This is a genomic window from Curtanaerobium respiraculi (assembly GCF_024609215.1).
GTDB classification, from domain to species: domain Bacteria; phylum Actinomycetota; class Coriobacteriia; order Coriobacteriales; family Eggerthellaceae; genus Curtanaerobium; species Curtanaerobium respiraculi.
In genome coordinates this window covers 169,767-186,165 of the sequence record NZ_JANIPD030000023.1, presented here as the reverse complement: position 1 = coordinate 186,165, position 16,399 = coordinate 169,767, and the positions used below count along the sequence as shown (strand labels likewise).

Annotated in this window: 17 protein-coding genes and 1 tRNA gene; 13 read left to right on the top strand and 5 right to left on the bottom strand. The window is 64.3% G+C overall.

All coding sequences use genetic code 11. The annotated features are described in order from the left end of the window. Positions 1–40 precede the first annotated feature (40 nt). Both NOV21_RS07360 and NOV21_RS07355 read left to right on the top strand, forming a co-directional pair. The gene (locus NOV21_RS07360) at positions 41–1,354 is read left to right on the top strand and encodes an FAD-dependent oxidoreductase (protein ID WP_283170327.1); all 1,314 of its coding nucleotides are present in this window, start codon (positions 41–43) and stop codon (positions 1,352–1,354) included. Beyond that, a complete protein-coding gene (locus tag NOV21_RS07355) occupies positions 1,351–1,662 on the top strand; it encodes a ferredoxin family protein (protein WP_283170328.1) in 312 nt (103 codons plus the stop codon). The genes NOV21_RS07360 and NOV21_RS07355 overlap by 4 nt, the downstream gene beginning before the upstream one ends. Positions 1,663–1,755: 93 nt before the next feature. Here NOV21_RS07355 and NOV21_RS07350 read toward each other — a convergent pair. Further along, positions 1,756–1,832 (bottom strand) — tRNA-Asp (locus NOV21_RS07350). Positions 1,833–2,232: 400 nt separating this feature from the next. Between NOV21_RS07350 and NOV21_RS07345 the strand changes: the two genes are divergently transcribed. The 5 genes from NOV21_RS07345 to NOV21_RS07325 all read left to right on the top strand — a co-directional run bounded on the left by NOV21_RS07345 (position 2,233) and on the right by NOV21_RS07325 (position 5,901). After that, the gene (locus NOV21_RS07345; protein ID WP_283170329.1) at positions 2,233–3,009 is read left to right on the top strand and encodes a (Fe-S)-binding protein; all 777 of its coding nucleotides are present in this window, start codon (positions 2,233–2,235) and stop codon (positions 3,007–3,009) included. 3 nt (positions 3,010–3,012) lie between these two features. Next, positions 3,013–4,500: a LutB/LldF family L-lactate oxidation iron-sulfur protein gene (locus tag NOV21_RS07340; protein ID WP_283170330.1), complete on the top strand. Its 1,488-nt coding sequence runs from the start codon at positions 3,013–3,015 to the stop codon at positions 4,498–4,500. Beyond that, positions 4,497–5,213, top strand: a complete 717-nt coding sequence (locus NOV21_RS07335; RefSeq protein ID WP_283170331.1) for a LutC/YkgG family protein — start codon at positions 4,497–4,499, stop codon at positions 5,211–5,213. Before NOV21_RS07340 ends, NOV21_RS07335 begins: the two co-directional genes overlap by 4 nt. Before the next feature lie 203 nt (positions 5,214–5,416). Beyond that, complete coding sequence (gene relB / locus NOV21_RS07330) at positions 5,417–5,632, top strand: type II toxin-antitoxin system RelB family antitoxin (protein WP_283170332.1); 216 nt, start codon at positions 5,417–5,419, stop codon at positions 5,630–5,632. Then, entirely contained in the window at positions 5,632–5,901 is a 270-nt protein-coding gene (locus NOV21_RS07325; protein ID WP_283170333.1) for a type II toxin-antitoxin system RelE family toxin, read from the top strand. The genes relB and NOV21_RS07325 overlap by 1 nt, the downstream gene beginning before the upstream one ends. Positions 5,902–6,958: 1,057 nt before the next feature. Here the strand turns inward: NOV21_RS07325 and NOV21_RS07320 are convergent. Both NOV21_RS07320 and NOV21_RS07315 read right to left on the bottom strand, forming a co-directional pair. Continuing rightward, complete coding sequence (locus tag NOV21_RS07320) at positions 6,959–7,204, bottom strand: hypothetical protein (RefSeq protein ID WP_283170334.1); 246 nt, start codon at positions 7,202–7,204, stop codon at positions 6,959–6,961. Between the two features lie 55 nt (positions 7,205–7,259). Further along, entirely contained in the window at positions 7,260–8,579 is a 1,320-nt protein-coding gene (locus tag NOV21_RS07315) for a Na+/H+ antiporter NhaC family protein (RefSeq protein WP_283170335.1), read from the bottom strand. 139 nt (positions 8,580–8,718) lie between these two features. On the opposite strand from NOV21_RS07315, the gene NOV21_RS07310 reads away from it, so the two are divergent. The 3 genes from NOV21_RS07310 to NOV21_RS07300 are packed head-to-tail and all read left to right on the top strand — an operon-like array spanning position 8,719 to position 10,798. Next, positions 8,719–9,633 carry a serine acetyltransferase domain-containing protein gene (locus tag NOV21_RS07310; RefSeq protein WP_428978389.1) on the top strand — a complete coding sequence of 305 codons (915 nt, stop codon included), beginning with the start codon at positions 8,719–8,721 and terminating at the stop codon, positions 9,631–9,633. Positions 9,634–9,666: 33 nt separating this feature from the next. Continuing rightward, positions 9,667–10,494, top strand: coding sequence for a hydroxyethylthiazole kinase (gene thiM, locus NOV21_RS07305; protein ID WP_283170337.1), 828 nt, complete (start codon positions 9,667–9,669; stop codon positions 10,492–10,494). A gap of 1 nt (position 10,495) precedes the next feature. After that, entirely contained in the window at positions 10,496–10,798 is a 303-nt protein-coding gene (locus NOV21_RS07300) for a thiamine-binding protein (RefSeq protein WP_283170338.1), read from the top strand. Between the two features lie 18 nt (positions 10,799–10,816). Here NOV21_RS07300 and murI read toward each other — a convergent pair whose 3' ends face one another. Continuing rightward, the gene (murI, locus tag NOV21_RS07295) at positions 10,817–11,593 is read right to left on the bottom strand and encodes a glutamate racemase (RefSeq protein WP_283170339.1); all 777 of its coding nucleotides are present in this window, start codon (positions 11,591–11,593) and stop codon (positions 10,817–10,819) included. A 126-nt stretch (positions 11,594–11,719) separates the two neighbouring features. Between murI and NOV21_RS07290 the strand changes: the two genes are divergently transcribed. From NOV21_RS07290 to NOV21_RS07280, 3 genes are read left to right on the top strand one after another with little or no spacing between them, the layout of a single operon-like run. Continuing rightward, complete coding sequence (locus NOV21_RS07290) at positions 11,720–12,085, top strand: hypothetical protein (protein ID WP_283170340.1); 366 nt, start codon at positions 11,720–11,722, stop codon at positions 12,083–12,085. An 18-nt stretch (positions 12,086–12,103) separates the two neighbouring features. Beyond that, positions 12,104–13,759 carry an ABC1 kinase family protein gene (locus NOV21_RS07285; RefSeq protein ID WP_283170341.1) on the top strand — a complete coding sequence of 552 codons (1,656 nt, stop codon included), beginning with the start codon at positions 12,104–12,106 and terminating at the stop codon, positions 13,757–13,759. A 1-nt stretch (position 13,760) separates the two neighbouring features. Next, entirely contained in the window at positions 13,761–14,459 is a 699-nt protein-coding gene (locus NOV21_RS07280; RefSeq protein ID WP_283170342.1) for a 5'-methylthioadenosine/adenosylhomocysteine nucleosidase, read from the top strand. A gap of 18 nt (positions 14,460–14,477) precedes the next feature. On the opposite strand, the gene NOV21_RS07275 is transcribed toward NOV21_RS07280, so the two are convergent. Further along, positions 14,478–16,394, bottom strand: a complete 1,917-nt coding sequence (locus tag NOV21_RS07275) for an elongator complex protein 3 (protein ID WP_283170343.1) — start codon at positions 16,392–16,394, stop codon at positions 14,478–14,480. Between the last annotated feature and the right edge of the window lie 5 nt (positions 16,395–16,399).

Here is a 16,399-nt window from a genome sequence, read left to right as displayed (position 1 = left end):
TGAAGACCAAGACGCATTCTTTTGCGAAGGAGGAAACCGCATGGAAGAACGGGACTTTGACGTCATCGTCGTCGGTTCTGGGGTTGCGGGCGCAACCGCCGCCTACGTCGCCGCGAAGCGGGGCAAGGGCGTTCTCGTCATCGAACGCGGCACGAGCGTAGGATCCAAGAACATGACGGGCGGGCGGCTGTACGCGCATTCGCTGAGAGGCGTGATCGACGATTACGCCGGCGGCGAGATCGAGTGGGGGGACATCCCCTTCGAGCGGAAGATCACCCACGAGCGCATCGCGATGATGGACGCGTCGAGCGCCATGACCGTCGATTTCACCGGCGAGCAGCTGGCGGAAGCGGGCAGGGACAGCTATGCCGTGCTGCGCGCGAAATTCGATCCCTGGCTCGCTGGCCAGGCGGAGCAGGCGGGAGCCGAGCTGGTATGCGGCATCGCGGTCGAGGACCTTCTCAAGGACTCCGACGGCGCCGTCATCGGCATCAAAGCGGGCGAGGACGAGCTGACGGGCAAGGTCGTCATCCTTGCCGAAGGCGCGAACAGCCTGCTGGCAGAACGCGCCCTGGGCAATCCCCGCCCGAAGGCGAGCCAGATGGCCGTGGGGATCAAAGAGGTGTACGAGCTTCCTCCCTCCTCCATCGAGGACCGTTTCCTCTGCCCGAAGGGCGAGGGAGCCGCGATGATGTTCGTGGGCGATGCCACCCACGGGAACGTCGGCGGCGGCTTCATGTACACGAACAAGGAGAGCATCAGCATCGGACTGGTCGCGACGATCGAGGACATGGCGAAGTCGGATACCGCCATCACCCAGGCTATGGACGATTTCAAGAAACATCCCCTTGTCGCCCCTATGCTGCGCGGCGCGGTGCTGAAGGAGCACAGCGGGCACATGGTGTCCGAGGGCGGGTTCGACATGATCCCCCGGTACGCGTTCGACGGGTGCCTGATCGCGGGCGACGCGGCTTTCCTTATGCTGAACTTGGGGTATACGGTGCGCGGGATGGATTTCGCCATCGCGAGCGGCCGCTTCGCCGCCGAAGCCGCCTGCGATGCCATCGATGCGGGCGACGTCTCGGAGGCGGGTCTGGCGACGTACCGCCAGAAGATGGAGAACTCCTTCGTCATCAAGGACATGCGCACGTTCAGCAAATGGCCGAATGTCATGGCGGGTTGGACCAGCCTGTTCACGGATTACCCCACCATGGTCGGCGAGATCTTCACCACGATGTTCACAGTCGACGGAACGCCGGCGATCCCGCTTAAGAAGCGCATCATGCCCATCGTGAAGAAGCGCGGCGTGTTCAAACTGCTCGGCGAAGTGAGGGGAGCTCTGAAGGCCCTATGATGAATCTGCCCAAGATCACGGTGAACGTCGACGAGTTGATCGGCGTCAACAAGTACAACGTGGATGACGAGAACGCGCACATCAAGCTCGACAGCGAGGATGTCAACGCGGTCGACGACGGCGAATTCGCCAAGCTCGTGCGCGTGTGCCCGGCGCACTGCTACAAGGTGGACGAGGACGGCAACAAGACGTTCGACTACAACGGATGCCTGGAATGCGGCACGTGCCGCATCTGCTGCGGCGACACGATCATCGCGCAGTGGAAGATGCCCGAACCCACCATGGGCGTCCAATACCGCTTCGGATAGGGGCCGACGTCTTGCCGCGGCGGAGATCAACCCGATAACCGAGGCGGGAATCTACCCAAAAAAAGCCCGCGAAAGCGGGCTTTTCGATTCTCGTGGCGGGATGAACGAGACTTGAACTCGCGACCTCCGACGTGACAGGCCGGCGCTCTAACCAACTGAGCTATCACCCCAAAATCTCAACGGCTGCTCAAGCAGCGAAAGCTATTCTACAGATAGCCCTGGGGTTGCGCAAGGATTATTTCGCAACATTTCCCACCTAAGGAGAAATCGTGGACGGGCGGGGCATGGACGGACGTGGATGCGGCGCTCGCCTCGAAGGCGCAGATCGACTCGGCCACGGCGGCGCCGTTCTCTGCCGTGCAGGCCGGACCGCGGGCGAACCCGCCGCGGAAACGCGCTCGCCGGAGCCAGGGTACGGTGTTCGCGGGCATCGTCGGGATGCGGGTAATACCAGCTCCTTGCCGTACTTCTCCGCACCTATGCCGGGGTGCGACCGGTGACGAGAATTGCGCGACTGATTGGATTTCCTGAATAGGCGGGCGGCGTTTCACCGGTACAATGAACTCATGTGTGCACTACGAGAGAGGTGGTTCGTTCATGAAGGTTGCCTTCTTCCCCGGATGCATGGTAGACATGCTCTATCCCGAGATAGGCGTTGCCGCAGTGCATGTTCTCGAACGGTTGGGCTGCGATGTGGAGATGCCCGATGAGCAGATCTGCTGCGGTCAGATGCTGTTGAATTCAGGCTACACCAAGGAGCTCGTGCCCGTTGCCGAGCGGATAATCGATTCGTATTACCATATGGATTACGACTACATCGTTTCGTTGACCGGTTCCTGCATGAGCGCCATCATCGACGACTATCCGCTAGTCATCGATGATCCTGACTACAAGGCGAAGCTCGATGCCATATCCCTGCGAAGCAAGCTCAAGGAGTTCACGGAGTTCATCGTCGACACGCTGGGCGTGACGGATCTGGGCGCGAGCTTCCACCACACCGTCACCTACCACAAGAGCTGCCACGTGTCGCGCTTTTTAGGCGTGGAAGACCAGCCCCTGCAGCTGTTGAACGCTGTCGACGGTCTGGAGTACATCGAGATGGACCACGCCGGCCGATGCTGCGGTTTCGGCGGGACGTTTTCCATCAAAGAGCCCGAGATCTCGGGCGCCATCGTCGAGGAGAAGTGCCAAACCGCCATCGACACCGGCGCGGAGGTGCTGGCGGGCGGCGACGTGCCCTGCCTGACCAACATAAAGGGCGCGCTTCAGCGCATGCGCAGCGAGGGCAAGTTGGACCGCGATATCCGCGTCATGCATATCGCCGAGATTCTGGATGCGAGGGAGTAGCCCATGCCGATCTTGTACGATACCGAAACGCCCCTTCGCCAGCGCGCGGCGGGCGCGATCGCCGACGACTTCAAACACCAGGCGATCGAGAACGCCCAGCAGACGTTCTTCAACACCCGCAACCGCGTAGTGGATGCCATGCCCGGCTTCGAGGAGATGCGCGACGTCGCCCGCGAGATACGCATCGATGTGACGCGCAACCTGGATTATTACGTGAAGCAATTCGCGGAGAACGCGGAAGCCAAGGGCGTGCGCATGCATTATGCCAAGGACGGTGCCGAGGCGATGTGGGAGGTGCTCGACGTGTTCGAGCAGCATGCCGCCCCGAGCGCGGTGAAGTCCAAGAGCATGATGTCCGAGGAGATCGGCATGAACGAGATCCTGGAGGACGCCGGCATCGCCGTGACGGAGACGGACTGCGCCGAGCACATCCTGCAGACCGCGAACGACAAGCCCTCCCATATCGTCGTTCCCGCGCTGCATCTCGACCGCGATGCCATCGCGAAGATCTATCGCGACGAATGCGGCTACGAGGGCGATAGCGTGCCCGAGCACATCACGCACTTCCTCCGCAAGATCCTGCGGGAGGAGTTTCTGAACGCCCCCGTGGGCGTCCGCGGCTGCAATGTCGCCGTAGCGGAAACGGGCAGCGTCACGCTGGTCACCAACGAGGGCAACGGGCGCATGGTGGACACGTGCCCGCCCGTGGAGATCGTGCTGATCGGCGTCGACCGCCTCGTGCGCAACCTCGAGGACTTGGACGCGATCGCCGGGCTGCTCGCGCGCAGCGCGGTGGGCGCCCAGGCGACGGCGTATTTCACGCTGGACACCGGCTTGCGCAAGGAGGGCGAGGCGGACGGCCCCGAGGAGATCCACTACGTGCTGATCGACAATAAACGCTCAAGCATGATCGGCGGCGATTTCGAGAGCATGCTGCGGTGCATCCGCTGCGGCGCCTGCCTGAACATCTGCCCCGTGTACCGCCACATCTCGGGGCACGGCTACGGCAGCATCTATCCGGGCCCCATGGGCATCGTTCTCACAGCCGCCCTGGAGGGGTACGAGAAGATCGACACGCTCGCCTACGCCTGCACGCTGTGCGGCGCCTGCGACGAGCGCTGCCCGGTCGAGATCCCGCTCCATTCGCTCATCCGCCAGCACCGCGTGAACATGATCGACGCGGGATTGGGCCACGGATGGGAACGCCTCATGATGGGCGGCGCCTCGAAGATGTGGACGAATGTCGGCTTGTACAAGGCGGCGATGAAGGTCGGACGCTTCGGCATGAAGCTACTCGCCGGCAGGGAGACGGGGCGCCTGGACGCGGGAAGCACGTGGATCCCCCTGCTGAACGGATGGACCGTCTTCCGCGATGTGGATGTGCTTTCCGAGAGCCGCTTCCGCACATGGTTCAAGCAGCATAAGGCCGAGCAGGCGGAGGAGATCGCCGTGCCTGCCGCCATCGAAGAGGAAGGCGGTGCCCGACGATGACCCGCACCACGCTCGAAGAATTCATCGCGCCCATCTCGAAGCAGCTCGGCCGCACGGCGGTTCCCGATGCCCCGCTGCCGGTTGCGGAGGACGTGAAGCCGGCATCGCGCATCACCGACGGGCTCTCCCAGAGCCAGTTGGTCGATCTTTTCGTCGAGCAGGCGGAGGCGATCCGCGTGTTCGTGGCGCGCACCGACGAAGCCGGCGTCGCCGAGGCGGTGAGGAACATCATCGCCGATCCGCCCGAGACCGACAGCGCCCTGGTGCAGGACGGTCCCGCCGTGTACGAGGATTCCGAGGCGCTTGAGTCCATGGGCGTCCCGGCCGCCCTGGGTCCCAATGCGGTGAAGTGGGACGCCGCGCTCGGCCACGATGCCCTTATGCGCGCCTGCACGAAGGCGCGCTTCGGCGTGACCGTTGCCACGGGCGGCATCGCCGAGACGGGCACGATCGTCCAGCCGTGCAGTCCGCAGTGCGGCCGGGGCATCAGCCTGCTGCCGCTTTGCCATATCGCCATCGTCTACGCGAAGGACATACTGCCCACGATGCTCGATTCGCTGAAGAAGCTGGACGCCGAAGGCGGCGCGGCGGGGGAGAACCTTCCCTCGTCCGTCAATTTCATCAGCGGCATGTCCGCCACGGCCGACATCGAGCTCGTCCGCGTCGAAGGCGTGCACGGCCCGATGTTCGTCTACTACATCATCGTCGAGTAGGCACCCGGATCCGCATGGTCGCACGGCCCCGCGCCTCCGCGCATTGAAAATGCCGAGTCCGCTCAACGGGCTCGGTTTTTTACGCCGGGAAAAACGCCCTTTCGTCCCTTTCGGCGCTACCACGTCAGCGATTTCCCCACTGGACGGAAAGGGTCCCCTTGAAGAGAAAACAATGTATTCATATCGAGAGAAAAGGAGAGGGCATGGCGACAATGACGCTGAGGATGTCCAAGGCCGACGCCGAGGTGGCCAAGAGGTTTGCGGCCTTCCAGGGCAAGAGCTTCTCCGACTTCGCACGAGACACCATCTTCGAGAAGATCGAGGACACATGCGATCTGCAGGGGTTGCTCGATGCCGTGGCCGAGGACCCGGGCGAGCGCTACAGCCATGCTCCGGTGCTGGCGGAATTGGGACTCTAATGGCATGGCGGGTCGAGTATACGGCGCGCGCCCTCAAGCAGCTGAAGAAGATGGATCGCTTCGACGCGAGGCTCATTACGTCGTGGATCGGCAAGAACCTCGGGGGTTGTGAGGACCCGCGCGCCCATGGCAAGGGGCTTACCGCAAATCGCTCGATAGAGTGGCGCTACCGCGTCGGCGATTATCGGGTCCTCTGCATGATCGAGGACGATATCCTTGTGGTTGAGATGTTCGCTCTCGGGCATCGCAGCGAGATGTACAAGCGGTGATCCTGCCATCCGGATGCGAAAGGGGGTCTGGCTGCCCTTTATTGGGCGTTGGACATGGGGGATGCCGACGTTCTTTCTGCGATCTGCCCAAAACGGGGTTGCCAACCCGTTGGTTGCCAACCCGTTGATTTCTTAGGCGAACTGCTGAAGCCCCTTCAAATAGGAATCATTCGATTACTTTACGCTAAGGGCGACGATAGCAGGTGCGGGGCGCTGACTTGAACAAGGGCCAACTACCCAAAGCCGCTCAGCATCCCGCATGATTCCTGCGGGGCAGCCGTTACGCCAACGTTCGACGCGCGATCCGCGGATGGTCTTTACCCTTTTCGTCGATGTCGCCTTGAGCGGTTTGCATTACGCCATCTCGTTGCGCCAAAAAAGGCGGTTTCCAGCTTTTTTCGAATGAAACCGGACGTTACCGAGGGGAGCCAGTTTCGGGGGTTTCTAGCTTTTCCGGAACCTGAACCGCCTAAATTCGGCTCTTTTGCGCCAGAAAAGCCGCTTTCTAACCTTTTCAACCGCAATGTTTTTCAGGATTTTCCAAAGGAAATATCGTTTTCCCAGTTCAGAACATTGATGCCGAAAAGCACTTCGGGTAACCAGGTCTGAGAAAAGCCGGAAACCCCCGAAGTTGGCTCCCGAAGGGTGCCATCCGGCCTTCCAGGCTCGGGAAAGGCCGGAAACCCCCGAAGTTGGCGCTCGGTTCTACGTTTTCGAGCCTTCAGCCTTCGAAAAGCTGACAACCCGATGAATTGGGCTGCCGAGCGTTTTGGTGGATGGCGGCCGACCGTATGCTCGGCTCGATCGCGTCCGTGAATGTGGTGTAAGAGCCTGCCTTCATCGGGAGGGCCTGCGGCCCTCGCCTCGGAGGCGGGCTCTTACACCACGGTTCCGGACGCCATTCTCGACTCTGATGCAGCACGCAAGGTTTGGACGGCAGCTCGGTCGGAAAGGTCGCATCGCGGGCGGGCTGCAAAATGCGCACCATTGACCCGTGTCAAGATTTCGAGTGCGGGGATTTTGGACCTATGCTGCCATGAGTGCGGGGATTTTGGACCTATGCCGCCATCCCGGTTCTCAATTTCTTTCCCTGCACTTTATGGCGCTGCCATAGAAAGGGCGATCCTTGCTGGTCGCGGATGATTTCCGGTACGAGAAAGCAGCTCGATGGCAGGGCATCAAAATCGATTTGACCTTCCATTTTCGGGCATGCTTTCTGCCCGGCCGGATACTTCTCGAAAATGCAGTGCGCGAAGAAGGGGCGCTGGTCTACGCCAACGCCCCCTTGCGCATGCGAGAACACCCGGCCTCCCTCGCAGCGGATGGGGAAAGCGGTGCTCGCGTTGCCGATCCCCGGCCTACTTCTGCCGGATCGCGATGTATGCGAGCGCGGATGCGGCCAGCAGGAAGGGGTAGAACAGGAACGGGACGATCTCGAAGGGGCTCACCGCCATGCCGGCGGCCGCGGCCCCCGCGCTCGCGTAGAGCAGTTGCGCGCCGTAGGGGATGATGCCCTGCCACACGCTGGCGAACGTGTCGATGAGCGATGCCGCCCTGCGGGGTGAGATATCGTACTCCTCGCTGATGTCCTTCACGATGGGGCCCGCGATGACGATGGCGACCGTGTTGTTGGCAGTGCTGATGTCGACGGCGCTGGTGAGCGCCGCGATGCCGAACTGCGCGCCCTTGGGGCTGTGCACGCGGCCGCGGATGAGGTCGAGCACCCAGTCGATGCCGCCGTTGTCCTTGACCAGGCCGATGATGCCGGCGCATATGATGCTGATGACGGTGATGTCGTACATGTTCATGATGCCGCCGCTGCCGTCCGGCCCGCTGCCCACGACGGTGAACACATTCTCGGGGCTGATCGTTCCCAGGGCGAGGCCGACGATGGCAGAGAGCACGGTGCCCGCCACCAGCACGACGAACACGTTCACGCCCGCCAGCGCCGCCACCAGGACGGCGATGTAGGGGAGCACCTGCCACAGGTTGTAGGTGAGGTCCCCCTGGACGGCGTAGTCGCTTCCCAGCCCGATGACCAGCAGCACGACGAACGTGATGATGGCGGCGGGCAGCGCGATCTTGAAGTTCTCCTTGAACTTATCGTCCATGCGGCATCCCTGGGTGCGCGTGGCGGCGATGGTGGTGTCGGAGATCATCGACAGGTTGTCGCCGAACATGGCGCCTCCGACGATGGCGCCCAGGCACAGCGCTCCGCCGAGGTCCGTCTTCAAGGCGATGCCTATGGCGATGGGCGCGAGCGCGGCGATGGTGCCCACCGACGTGCCCATGGACAAGCTTATGAAGCACGCGATGAGGAACAGGCCCGGCAACACGATGCCCGTGGGAAGGACGGAGAGCGCGAAATTGACGGTGGAATCCACCCCGCCCGCCGCGGACACGGCACCGGTGAACGCGCCGGCGAGCACGAACACCAGGCACATGATCATCACGTTCGGCTCGCCCATGCTGCGCGCGACGCTGTCGAGCTTCTCATCGAACGTGCGGCGCGGGTTCTGGGCGAACGCGACTGCCAAGGCGCACAGGAACGCGACGACGGCGGGCATGGCGTAGAAGTTCTGCAGCACCACGCCGCTGCCGATGAAGAGCACCAAGAACACCGCCACGGGCAGAAGGCCCGAAAGCCGCGCTTCCGATACCCCAGCTTCTTTTTCCATCGAATCCTCCTAGGAGAGAGAGCAAATGACCACGCCATGGTACCTCAACCCACGGAGATTCTCGGATTCACCATCCATTGCGCTAGAATAGCGCGTGAATACAAGGCGCCGCCGGCGTGTCCGCAAGGAGGAATCAATGATCCAAAACGAGAAGTTTGTCTCCATCGTCGATGAGATCGCCCGAAATTACGACAACAAGGAGATATGCCTGAACTGCGCCGACCGCCATTTTCCCAGCAGGGGTGCCGCCATCGGCGTGCTGAAGGATCTGCGCAGCCTGATGTTCCCGCGGTACTTCGGCGGGGAATCGGCTGCACTGCGGCACCCGCAGTACTACATCGGCGAGTTGATGGCGCGCATCGAGGAGACGCTGCAGGAGCAGGTGAAGGAGGCGCTGTTCTTCCGCGATACCGATGCTCCGGCAGCGCGGGTGGGCGCGCATGCGAACGAGATCGTCGGCACATTCATGCAGAAGATCCCCGAGATCCAGCGAGCGCTGCTCACCGACGTGCAGGCCGCCTTCGACGGCGACCCCGCGGCGCAGAGCAAGGAGGAGATCATCTTCAGCTATCCGGGCTTCTTCGCCATCTTCGTGTACCGCATCGCGCACGAGCTGTACGTGCAGGACGTGCCCCTGGTGCCGCGCATCATGAGCGAATACGCGCATTCCCATAGCGGCGTGGACATCAACCCGGGCGCGGTCATCGACGATTACTTCTTCATCGACCACGCAACGGGCGTGGTCATCGGCGAGACCACCATCATCGGCAAGCACGTGAAGGTGTACCAGGGCGTCACATTGGGCGCGCTGTCGACCCGTGCGGGCCAGGGCCTGCGGGGCGTCAAGCGCCATCCCACCATCGAGGATTACGTCACCATCTACTCGAACGCCAGCGTGCTGGGCGGCGAGACCGTGGTGGGCGAGGGCGCCGTCATCGGCGGCAGCGCGTTCGTCACGAGCAGCGTTCCCAAGAACGCCCGCGTCAGCCTGAAGGTCGAGGTCTCCATGCGACCGGGCAAGCCCGTATCGCCCGCTGACTTCGAGACGGTGTAGCCGCGCTGGAAACCTCTGCTGAAAGGAAGCACGTTGAACGAACTTATCGAAGCCGCCGCGCAGGCGGTGGGCGAGGCCCGCGCGAAGAAGCCGCTGGCGCCCGCCATCACCAATGTCATCACGGTGGATTTCGTGGTGAATGCCCAGCTCGCGGTGGGCGGAAGCGGAGCCGTCACCTATCTCGCCGACGAGATCTCCCCGCTGGCCTCGGTCAGCGGGGCCCTGTACATCAACATGGGATCGCTGCTTCCGGTGCATGAGGCTGCCGTCCCCGCCGCGATCAAATCCTGCGCCGCCTCGGGCGTGCCCTGGGTGCTCGACCCGGTGGGCATCGGGCTGGGGAACATGCGGATCGGCCTCTACGGGCAGATGAGGCAGTTCCCGCCCGCCATCATCAGGTGCAACGCGTCCGAGGCCATCGCGCTGGCGGAGACGTGGGAGCTCGATGCGGGGATTTCCGGCGGCAGCGTGCGCGGCGTGGATTCGACCGACACCGTCGCCGCCGCCCGCGGAGCGGCGATCGCGCTCGCGCGGTTCACGCACGGCGCGGTGGCCGTCTCCGGCGATGCGGACCTGGTGACGGACGGAGCCTCGGTCGCGCGCGTGGGCGGCGGATCGCCGCTGTTCACCGCCGTCACCGGCTCGGGATGCAGCCTGGGCGGCGTGTGCGCCGTGTACGCCTCCGTGGCCGAGCCCTTCGCGGCTGCCGTTGCCGCGAGTTCCGCCTATGCGGTGGCGGGGGAGCGCGCCGCGCAGGAATCGCGCGGCCCCGCGAGCTTCAAGGTTGCGTTCCTGGATGAGCTGTATCGCATCGTCCCCGCGGATATCGCCGCGGCGGACATCGTCGTGGAGGAGGCATAGCATGAGCACGTTGGTGGCGGTCGCCATCGCCCCGTTCGGCGTGGGCGACGAGCTTTCCGAAGAGGTGGCGGAGGTCGTGCGCGTCATCCGCGCGTCCGGCCTGCCCAATCGGACGAACTCCATGTTCACCGAGATAGAAGGCGAATGGGACGAGGTCATGCGGGTCGTGCGCGACGCCGCCTTCGTCCTGGCCGACAAGGGCATTCGCACGGAGGTCGTGCTGAAGGCCGATATCCGGCCCGGGTACGAGGACCGAATGCACGCCAAGGTCGACCTCGTCGACGAGATCCTTTCCGAGGAATAGGCATTCCCGAGAGGGGCGCTACTCGGTTGGCAGGTTGAACAGGCGCTCATAGAGGGCCTGCTGCGCATCCCCCTCGATGCTGCTGCGGAACACGATTTCCCCGCGCTGCAGCGCGGGGGCGGCCAGGTTGCCGTCCTCCAGCTTGCGATGCAGCTGGCGCGCGGTTCCCGGCGCACCGTCGAAGAAGGGCACGGGGCCCAGGATATCCCGGATCTGCTTCTTGACGAAGGGGTAATGGGTGCATCCCAGCACCACCGCGTCCACGAGCCCTCGATACGGTGCCAGCTTCTCCTCCAGGTAAGCGTGCACCGCGGGGGAGTCGAGCCTTCCCGTTTCGATGAGGTCGGCCAGCCCCGGGCACGCGAGGGTGCGGATCTCCGACGAGCTGCCCCAGGCCCGCGCAAGCTCGTGGAATTTCTCCAGGCGCAACGTTGCGGCGGTCGCCATCACGAGGATGCGCTCGTTCTCCGGAGCCTCCGCCGCCGGCTTCAAGGCCGGCTCGATGCCCACGATGGGGACCTCGGGCCAGAGGGCGCGCAGCCCGTCCGCCGCCGCGCTCGTGGCGGTGTTGCAGGCTATGACGATGGCCTTGCAGCCCCCGTCGACCATGGTGCCGACGATGCGCCGCGAGAGGCGCGCGATCTGGTCGGCGCCCTTGTCGCCGTAGGGGGCGTGCGCCGAATCCCCGAAGAAGAGGAATCTCTCGTGCGGGAGTTCGCGCACGAGCTCCTTCAACACGCTGATGCCGCCGACCCCCGAGTCGAACACGCCGATATATCCGTTGAATCCATCCATGCGGCCTATCCTACCACGCTGCCGGCGGATGACGGACCCTTTGCAAGTGACTCTATCCCGTTACCCCCGATAATCCATGCGTTGCGCTATCATGAGGGTACCGGAATCCGAGAGCAAGGAGTCGTTATGGCAAACATCGGTGAAGGCTTCAAGAGCATTTTCCTGGCAGGCATCGGCGCTGCCGCGCTCACGAGCGAAAAGGCCAAAGAAGTGGTCGACAAGATGATCTCCCGGGGCGAGTTGACCGTCGAACAGGGCAAGCAGATCAACGAAGAGCTGCAGCACAAGGCGAACGACGCCACGCAGGCTGTGCGCGAGACCGCGTTGGAGGCCCGCATGACCGCCATGAACGCCGAAGAGCGCGCCGCGTTCGCCGCGAAGGCGGCCGAGATCGCCGCAAAGCTGAACGCTTCCGCCGAAGTGGTCGAGGCCGAGGTCGTCGAAGAGGGGGCGGGCGAATCCGCCGCCGACGAAGAGGAACCGGAAGCCTAGGCTCTCCAGGGGGACGACGTGCCGGGAAGTTCCGTACTGAGATTCATATTCAGCTCGGGGTCCGAGGTCGATCCCGAGCGGCGGTTCGACCTCGGCCGCCGCGCCCGGGCCGCGCGCCTGCGGGAGATCTACTCGATCGCGCGCAAGCATCACATCTTCCGGGGCATCTCACCGGTCGGCTTCCGGGAGATGCTGGAGGACTTGGGCCCCAGCTTCGTGAAGATCGGCCAGACGCTGTCCTCGCGCTCCGAGATCCTCCCCAAGGCGTACTGCCAGGAGCTGGAGAAGCTCCAAAGCGAGAGCTTGCCGCTTCCCTTCGACGAGATTCGCAAAGCGCTTCTCGACAATTACGGGGAGGAGCGGTTCTTCGAGATCTTCGATAGCATCGACCCGACCCCCTTGGGCAGCGCGTCGCTCGCCCAGGTCCACAAGGCACAGCTCGTCTCGGGCGAGACGGTGGCGGTCAAGGTGCAGCGCCCCGGCGTGAAGGTGAAGATGGCGCAGGACATCGCCATCATGCGCCAATTCGCCCGCCGCGCCTCGACATGGGTGCGCGGCGAGCAGATGCTCGACTTCGACGACGTCGTCGAGGAGATGTGGCGCACCTTCCTGGAGGAGACCGACTTCGAGCGCGAGGCGCAGAACCTGCTCGATTTCGGGCGCCTGAACAAGGATTGCAAATACATCTCGTGCCCCACGGTGTATCCGCAGTACTGCACCGAGTTCGTGCTGGTCATGGAGTACATCGAGGGCGTCCCCATCAGCGATACCGCGCGTTTGCGGGCCGGGGGCTACGATCTGAGGGAGATCGGCGAGAAGCTGCTGGACAACTACGCCACGCAGATTCTCGATCACGGCTTCTTCCATGCCGACCCGCATGCCGGCAACATCATCATCCGCGACGGGAAGATCGTCTACATCGACCTGGGAATCATGGGGCGCCTCTCCCCGCGTGACCGCACTGGGTTCGGCGATATCATCAGCGCCGTCGGCGTGGGGAGCGCCGCCCGCCTGAAGGACGCGCTGCTCGCCTTCGCGGTCGTCAAGGACAATTCCGCCATCGACCATCCGCGCTTCCTCGCCGACCTCGACCTTCTGCTGAAGGACTACGGCTCGGTCGATGTGGGAGACTTGGACATCGGCATGTTCCTCTCCGACGTGTTCGCGCTGACGCGTCAGTCGAGGGTCACGCTGCCCACGTCGATCACCAACGTGTCGCGCGGCATCGTGACCATGGAGGGCACGGTTGCCCCCTTCGTCGGGCAGGACAGCATCATCGGGATCATCAACGCCCATATCAAGAACTCCGAGAGCGAGGTTGACAAGGCCAAGGAGACGATCGAGGATGCGGCGAAGGCCCTGTACAGCGCTGCGGTCGGGATGACCGAGGCCGCCTCGTACGCGGGCGATGCCCTGCACATGCTCACGCGCGGGCAGCTGAAGGTGAACATGGAGATGGTCATGCCGCCCAAGCCGCTGCGCGATCTGAGCGAGATGGTCAGCCGCGTGTCGATGGCCATCATCATCGCGGGCCTGTTCATCGGCTCGTCGATGCTTCCGTATGCCGCTGACAGCGCCTACGTGTTCGGCGTGCCCATCCTGTCGTTCTTCGGTTATCTGGGCGCCTTCGTGCTGTCGGTCGCCGTCATCATCAACATAATGCGCAAGGGGTAGCATGAAAATAGGGGTCATCGGGGCGATGGATGTCGAGGTCGCCCGCTTGCGTGCCGTTCTCGCGCGCCGCGCGGACACGGCGGCTGCGGGGATGGAGTTCTCGGAGGGCGAGATTTCGGGCGTGCCGTGCGTGATCGTCCAGAGCGGTGTGGGGAAGGTGAACGCCGCGTTGTGCGCGCAGGTGCTCGCCAGCGTGTTCGGCGTCACCCACGTGCTGAACACCGGCGTCGCTGGCTCCCTCGACGCCGCCATCGACATTTGCGACATCGTCGTGTCAACGGACTGCGTATACCACGACGTCGACGCGACGAACTTCGGGTACGAGCCCGGGCAGGTGCCCGGCATGCCCGCCGCCTCGTTCGCCGCCGACCCCGCCTTGCGCGCGGCGGTGCTCGCCGCCGCGGCCTCCGCCGCGCCCAACGTGTCGGCGCATGAGGGGCGCATCGCCTCGGGGGACCAGTTCATCCGCGATGACGTGGCGAAGCGGGCCATCGTCCGGCAGTTCGGCGCCCGCTGCTGCGAGATGGAGGGGGCTGCGATCGCTCATGCCTGCACCGTCAACGCCATCCCGTTCGTCATCATCCGGGCCATATCCGACAAGGCCGACGGTAGCCGCGAGATGATGTACCCGGTGTTCGAGCGCATCGCGGCGGACGAGTGCGCGCGCATCGTCGTGGAGTTCTTCCGCTCCCTCCCTTGAGCGCGCCTTGGCGAAACCCTACAGCGCGCGCTGCTGGTAAAGCCCGTTGTCCTCGAACCCTCGCGCGCGGTAGTATCCGCGCGTGCCCACCGCGCTGATCACGTTGAGCTTCCCGTACCCCGCCTCGCGCGCGATTCGGCAGGCCTCCTCCACCAGCTGCGTGCCCAAGCCGTGGTGCTGGGCGGGCGCGGCGGCATCCGCGCCCAGCCGGGCAACGCTTCCGTACACGTGCACCTCGCGTATCATGGCCTCGCCTTCGCCGATGGGCAGCTCTTCCCCGTGCTCGGCGACGTAGCGGCGGCGGGGGAGCGAGAGCCGCAAGAACCCCGCGATCCTCCCCTCGGGGGTGGTCCATTGCAGGAACCGCTCGTCCGTGTTCGTCGTCTCGTAGGGGATGGTCTCGAGGTGCAGGTCCTCGGCCCGGCACCCGGCCTTGCCGATCTCGCGGTAGCGGATCTCGCGCACGGGTGCGCCGGACCCGGCGACCCGCTCCTCCACCAGTTGGCGCAAATTGGGCTTCCTATTGCCGGCAATGATATCCCCGCTGCTGAAATCCCTGATCATGCGGCTGATACGGGTGTAGGGCGGCGTGGCGAGCACGTCGGCGGCGAGCACGCCGACCAGCGTTTCCTCATCGTAGGGCTTCCACCGCCCCTCCATCCAATCGCGTTCCAGCTGCGTTCCGCCGATGAGGGCTGCCGGGTAGAGCTTGACCTCGTCCGGCTGCCAGGGGGCCTCGGAGACGAAGCGGGCGAACTCGCGGCGATCTCGGTCGGGTTCGGACCCCATCAGGTTCACCATGGCATGCGCGTGCGTTTTGAACCCGAAGCCGCGCAGCAGCTCGAATGACTGAGCGATTCGCCCGACATCAATGCAGCACAGGTTCGCGTCGAGAAGGTCTTGCGAGATGCTCTGCACGCCGATCTGCACCTTGGTGCACCCGAGCCGGCGGAAGAGCGTCAGGCTGGCGGGGTCGATGGTGTCGGGGCGCGTTTCGACGACCAGTCCCACCACGCGGTGGGCGGCGCCTTCGTTGGCGGTCTGCTCGCGCTCAAGGTCTTCTATCGTCGCGGTCTGCACCGCCGCGGCGCGCTGCCAGGCCGAGCCGCTGCCGTAGAGGGCGGGGAATGCCTCGTTGTACGTTTCTCGGCCGCTATCGATGGCGGCTTGCGCGGACTCGCCTGCTCGGGCGAGCTCATCGGGGTCGCAGGGGATCCCCGCTTCCTCGTAGAACCGACGCCTGGCCTGCACGGATTTGGCGAGGAGGGACGTGCCTCCGCCGCAGCCGTGCGGCTTTCCGCCCTCCGCGCCCCGCTGCGCCGGTAGGGCTGCGGTGTCCCCCGAAAGGGCGCGTTCCGCACCGGTGCTGCCTCCCGCGTCGTTCGCGGCGCGGAACAGCTCCCGCGCGAACCAGACCTGGTAGCCGCGCGGATATTCGGCGAAGGTCCCTCCCAGCACGATGATCTCGAGCTTGTCGGTCGTATGGCCCATCTGCGTGAGCGCGGTCAGCCTGCTCGCCACCTGGAGGTAGGGGTCGAAGCAGTTGCGCTCCGCCCGTTGGCAGGCAGGTTCGTCGGACAGGTAGCTCTTGGGCATCCTTATATCGCTGGGGCAGTAGCGGCACTGCCCGCTGCAGGGCCAGGGTTTCGTGATCACGGTGATGGTCGCCACGCCGGATTGCGTCCGTCGCGGCTTCATGCGCACGGCGGCGGTGATGGCCTCGATTTCGGCGTCGCTGAGGTTCCAGGCGCGCCACCGCTCCGGGTCGGTCGCGCGCACATTCAGGAAATAGGGGTACAGGTGCTTCTTGGCGAACGCGCGCTCGCCGGCCCGCGCTCGCCGGTTGTGCTCCGCCAGGATGCGCCGCAAGGCCGAGGGCTCCAAACCTCCCTCGGCGTGCAGGTGCGCGACGATGTCGTTGAATAGCTCGTTCATAGCGA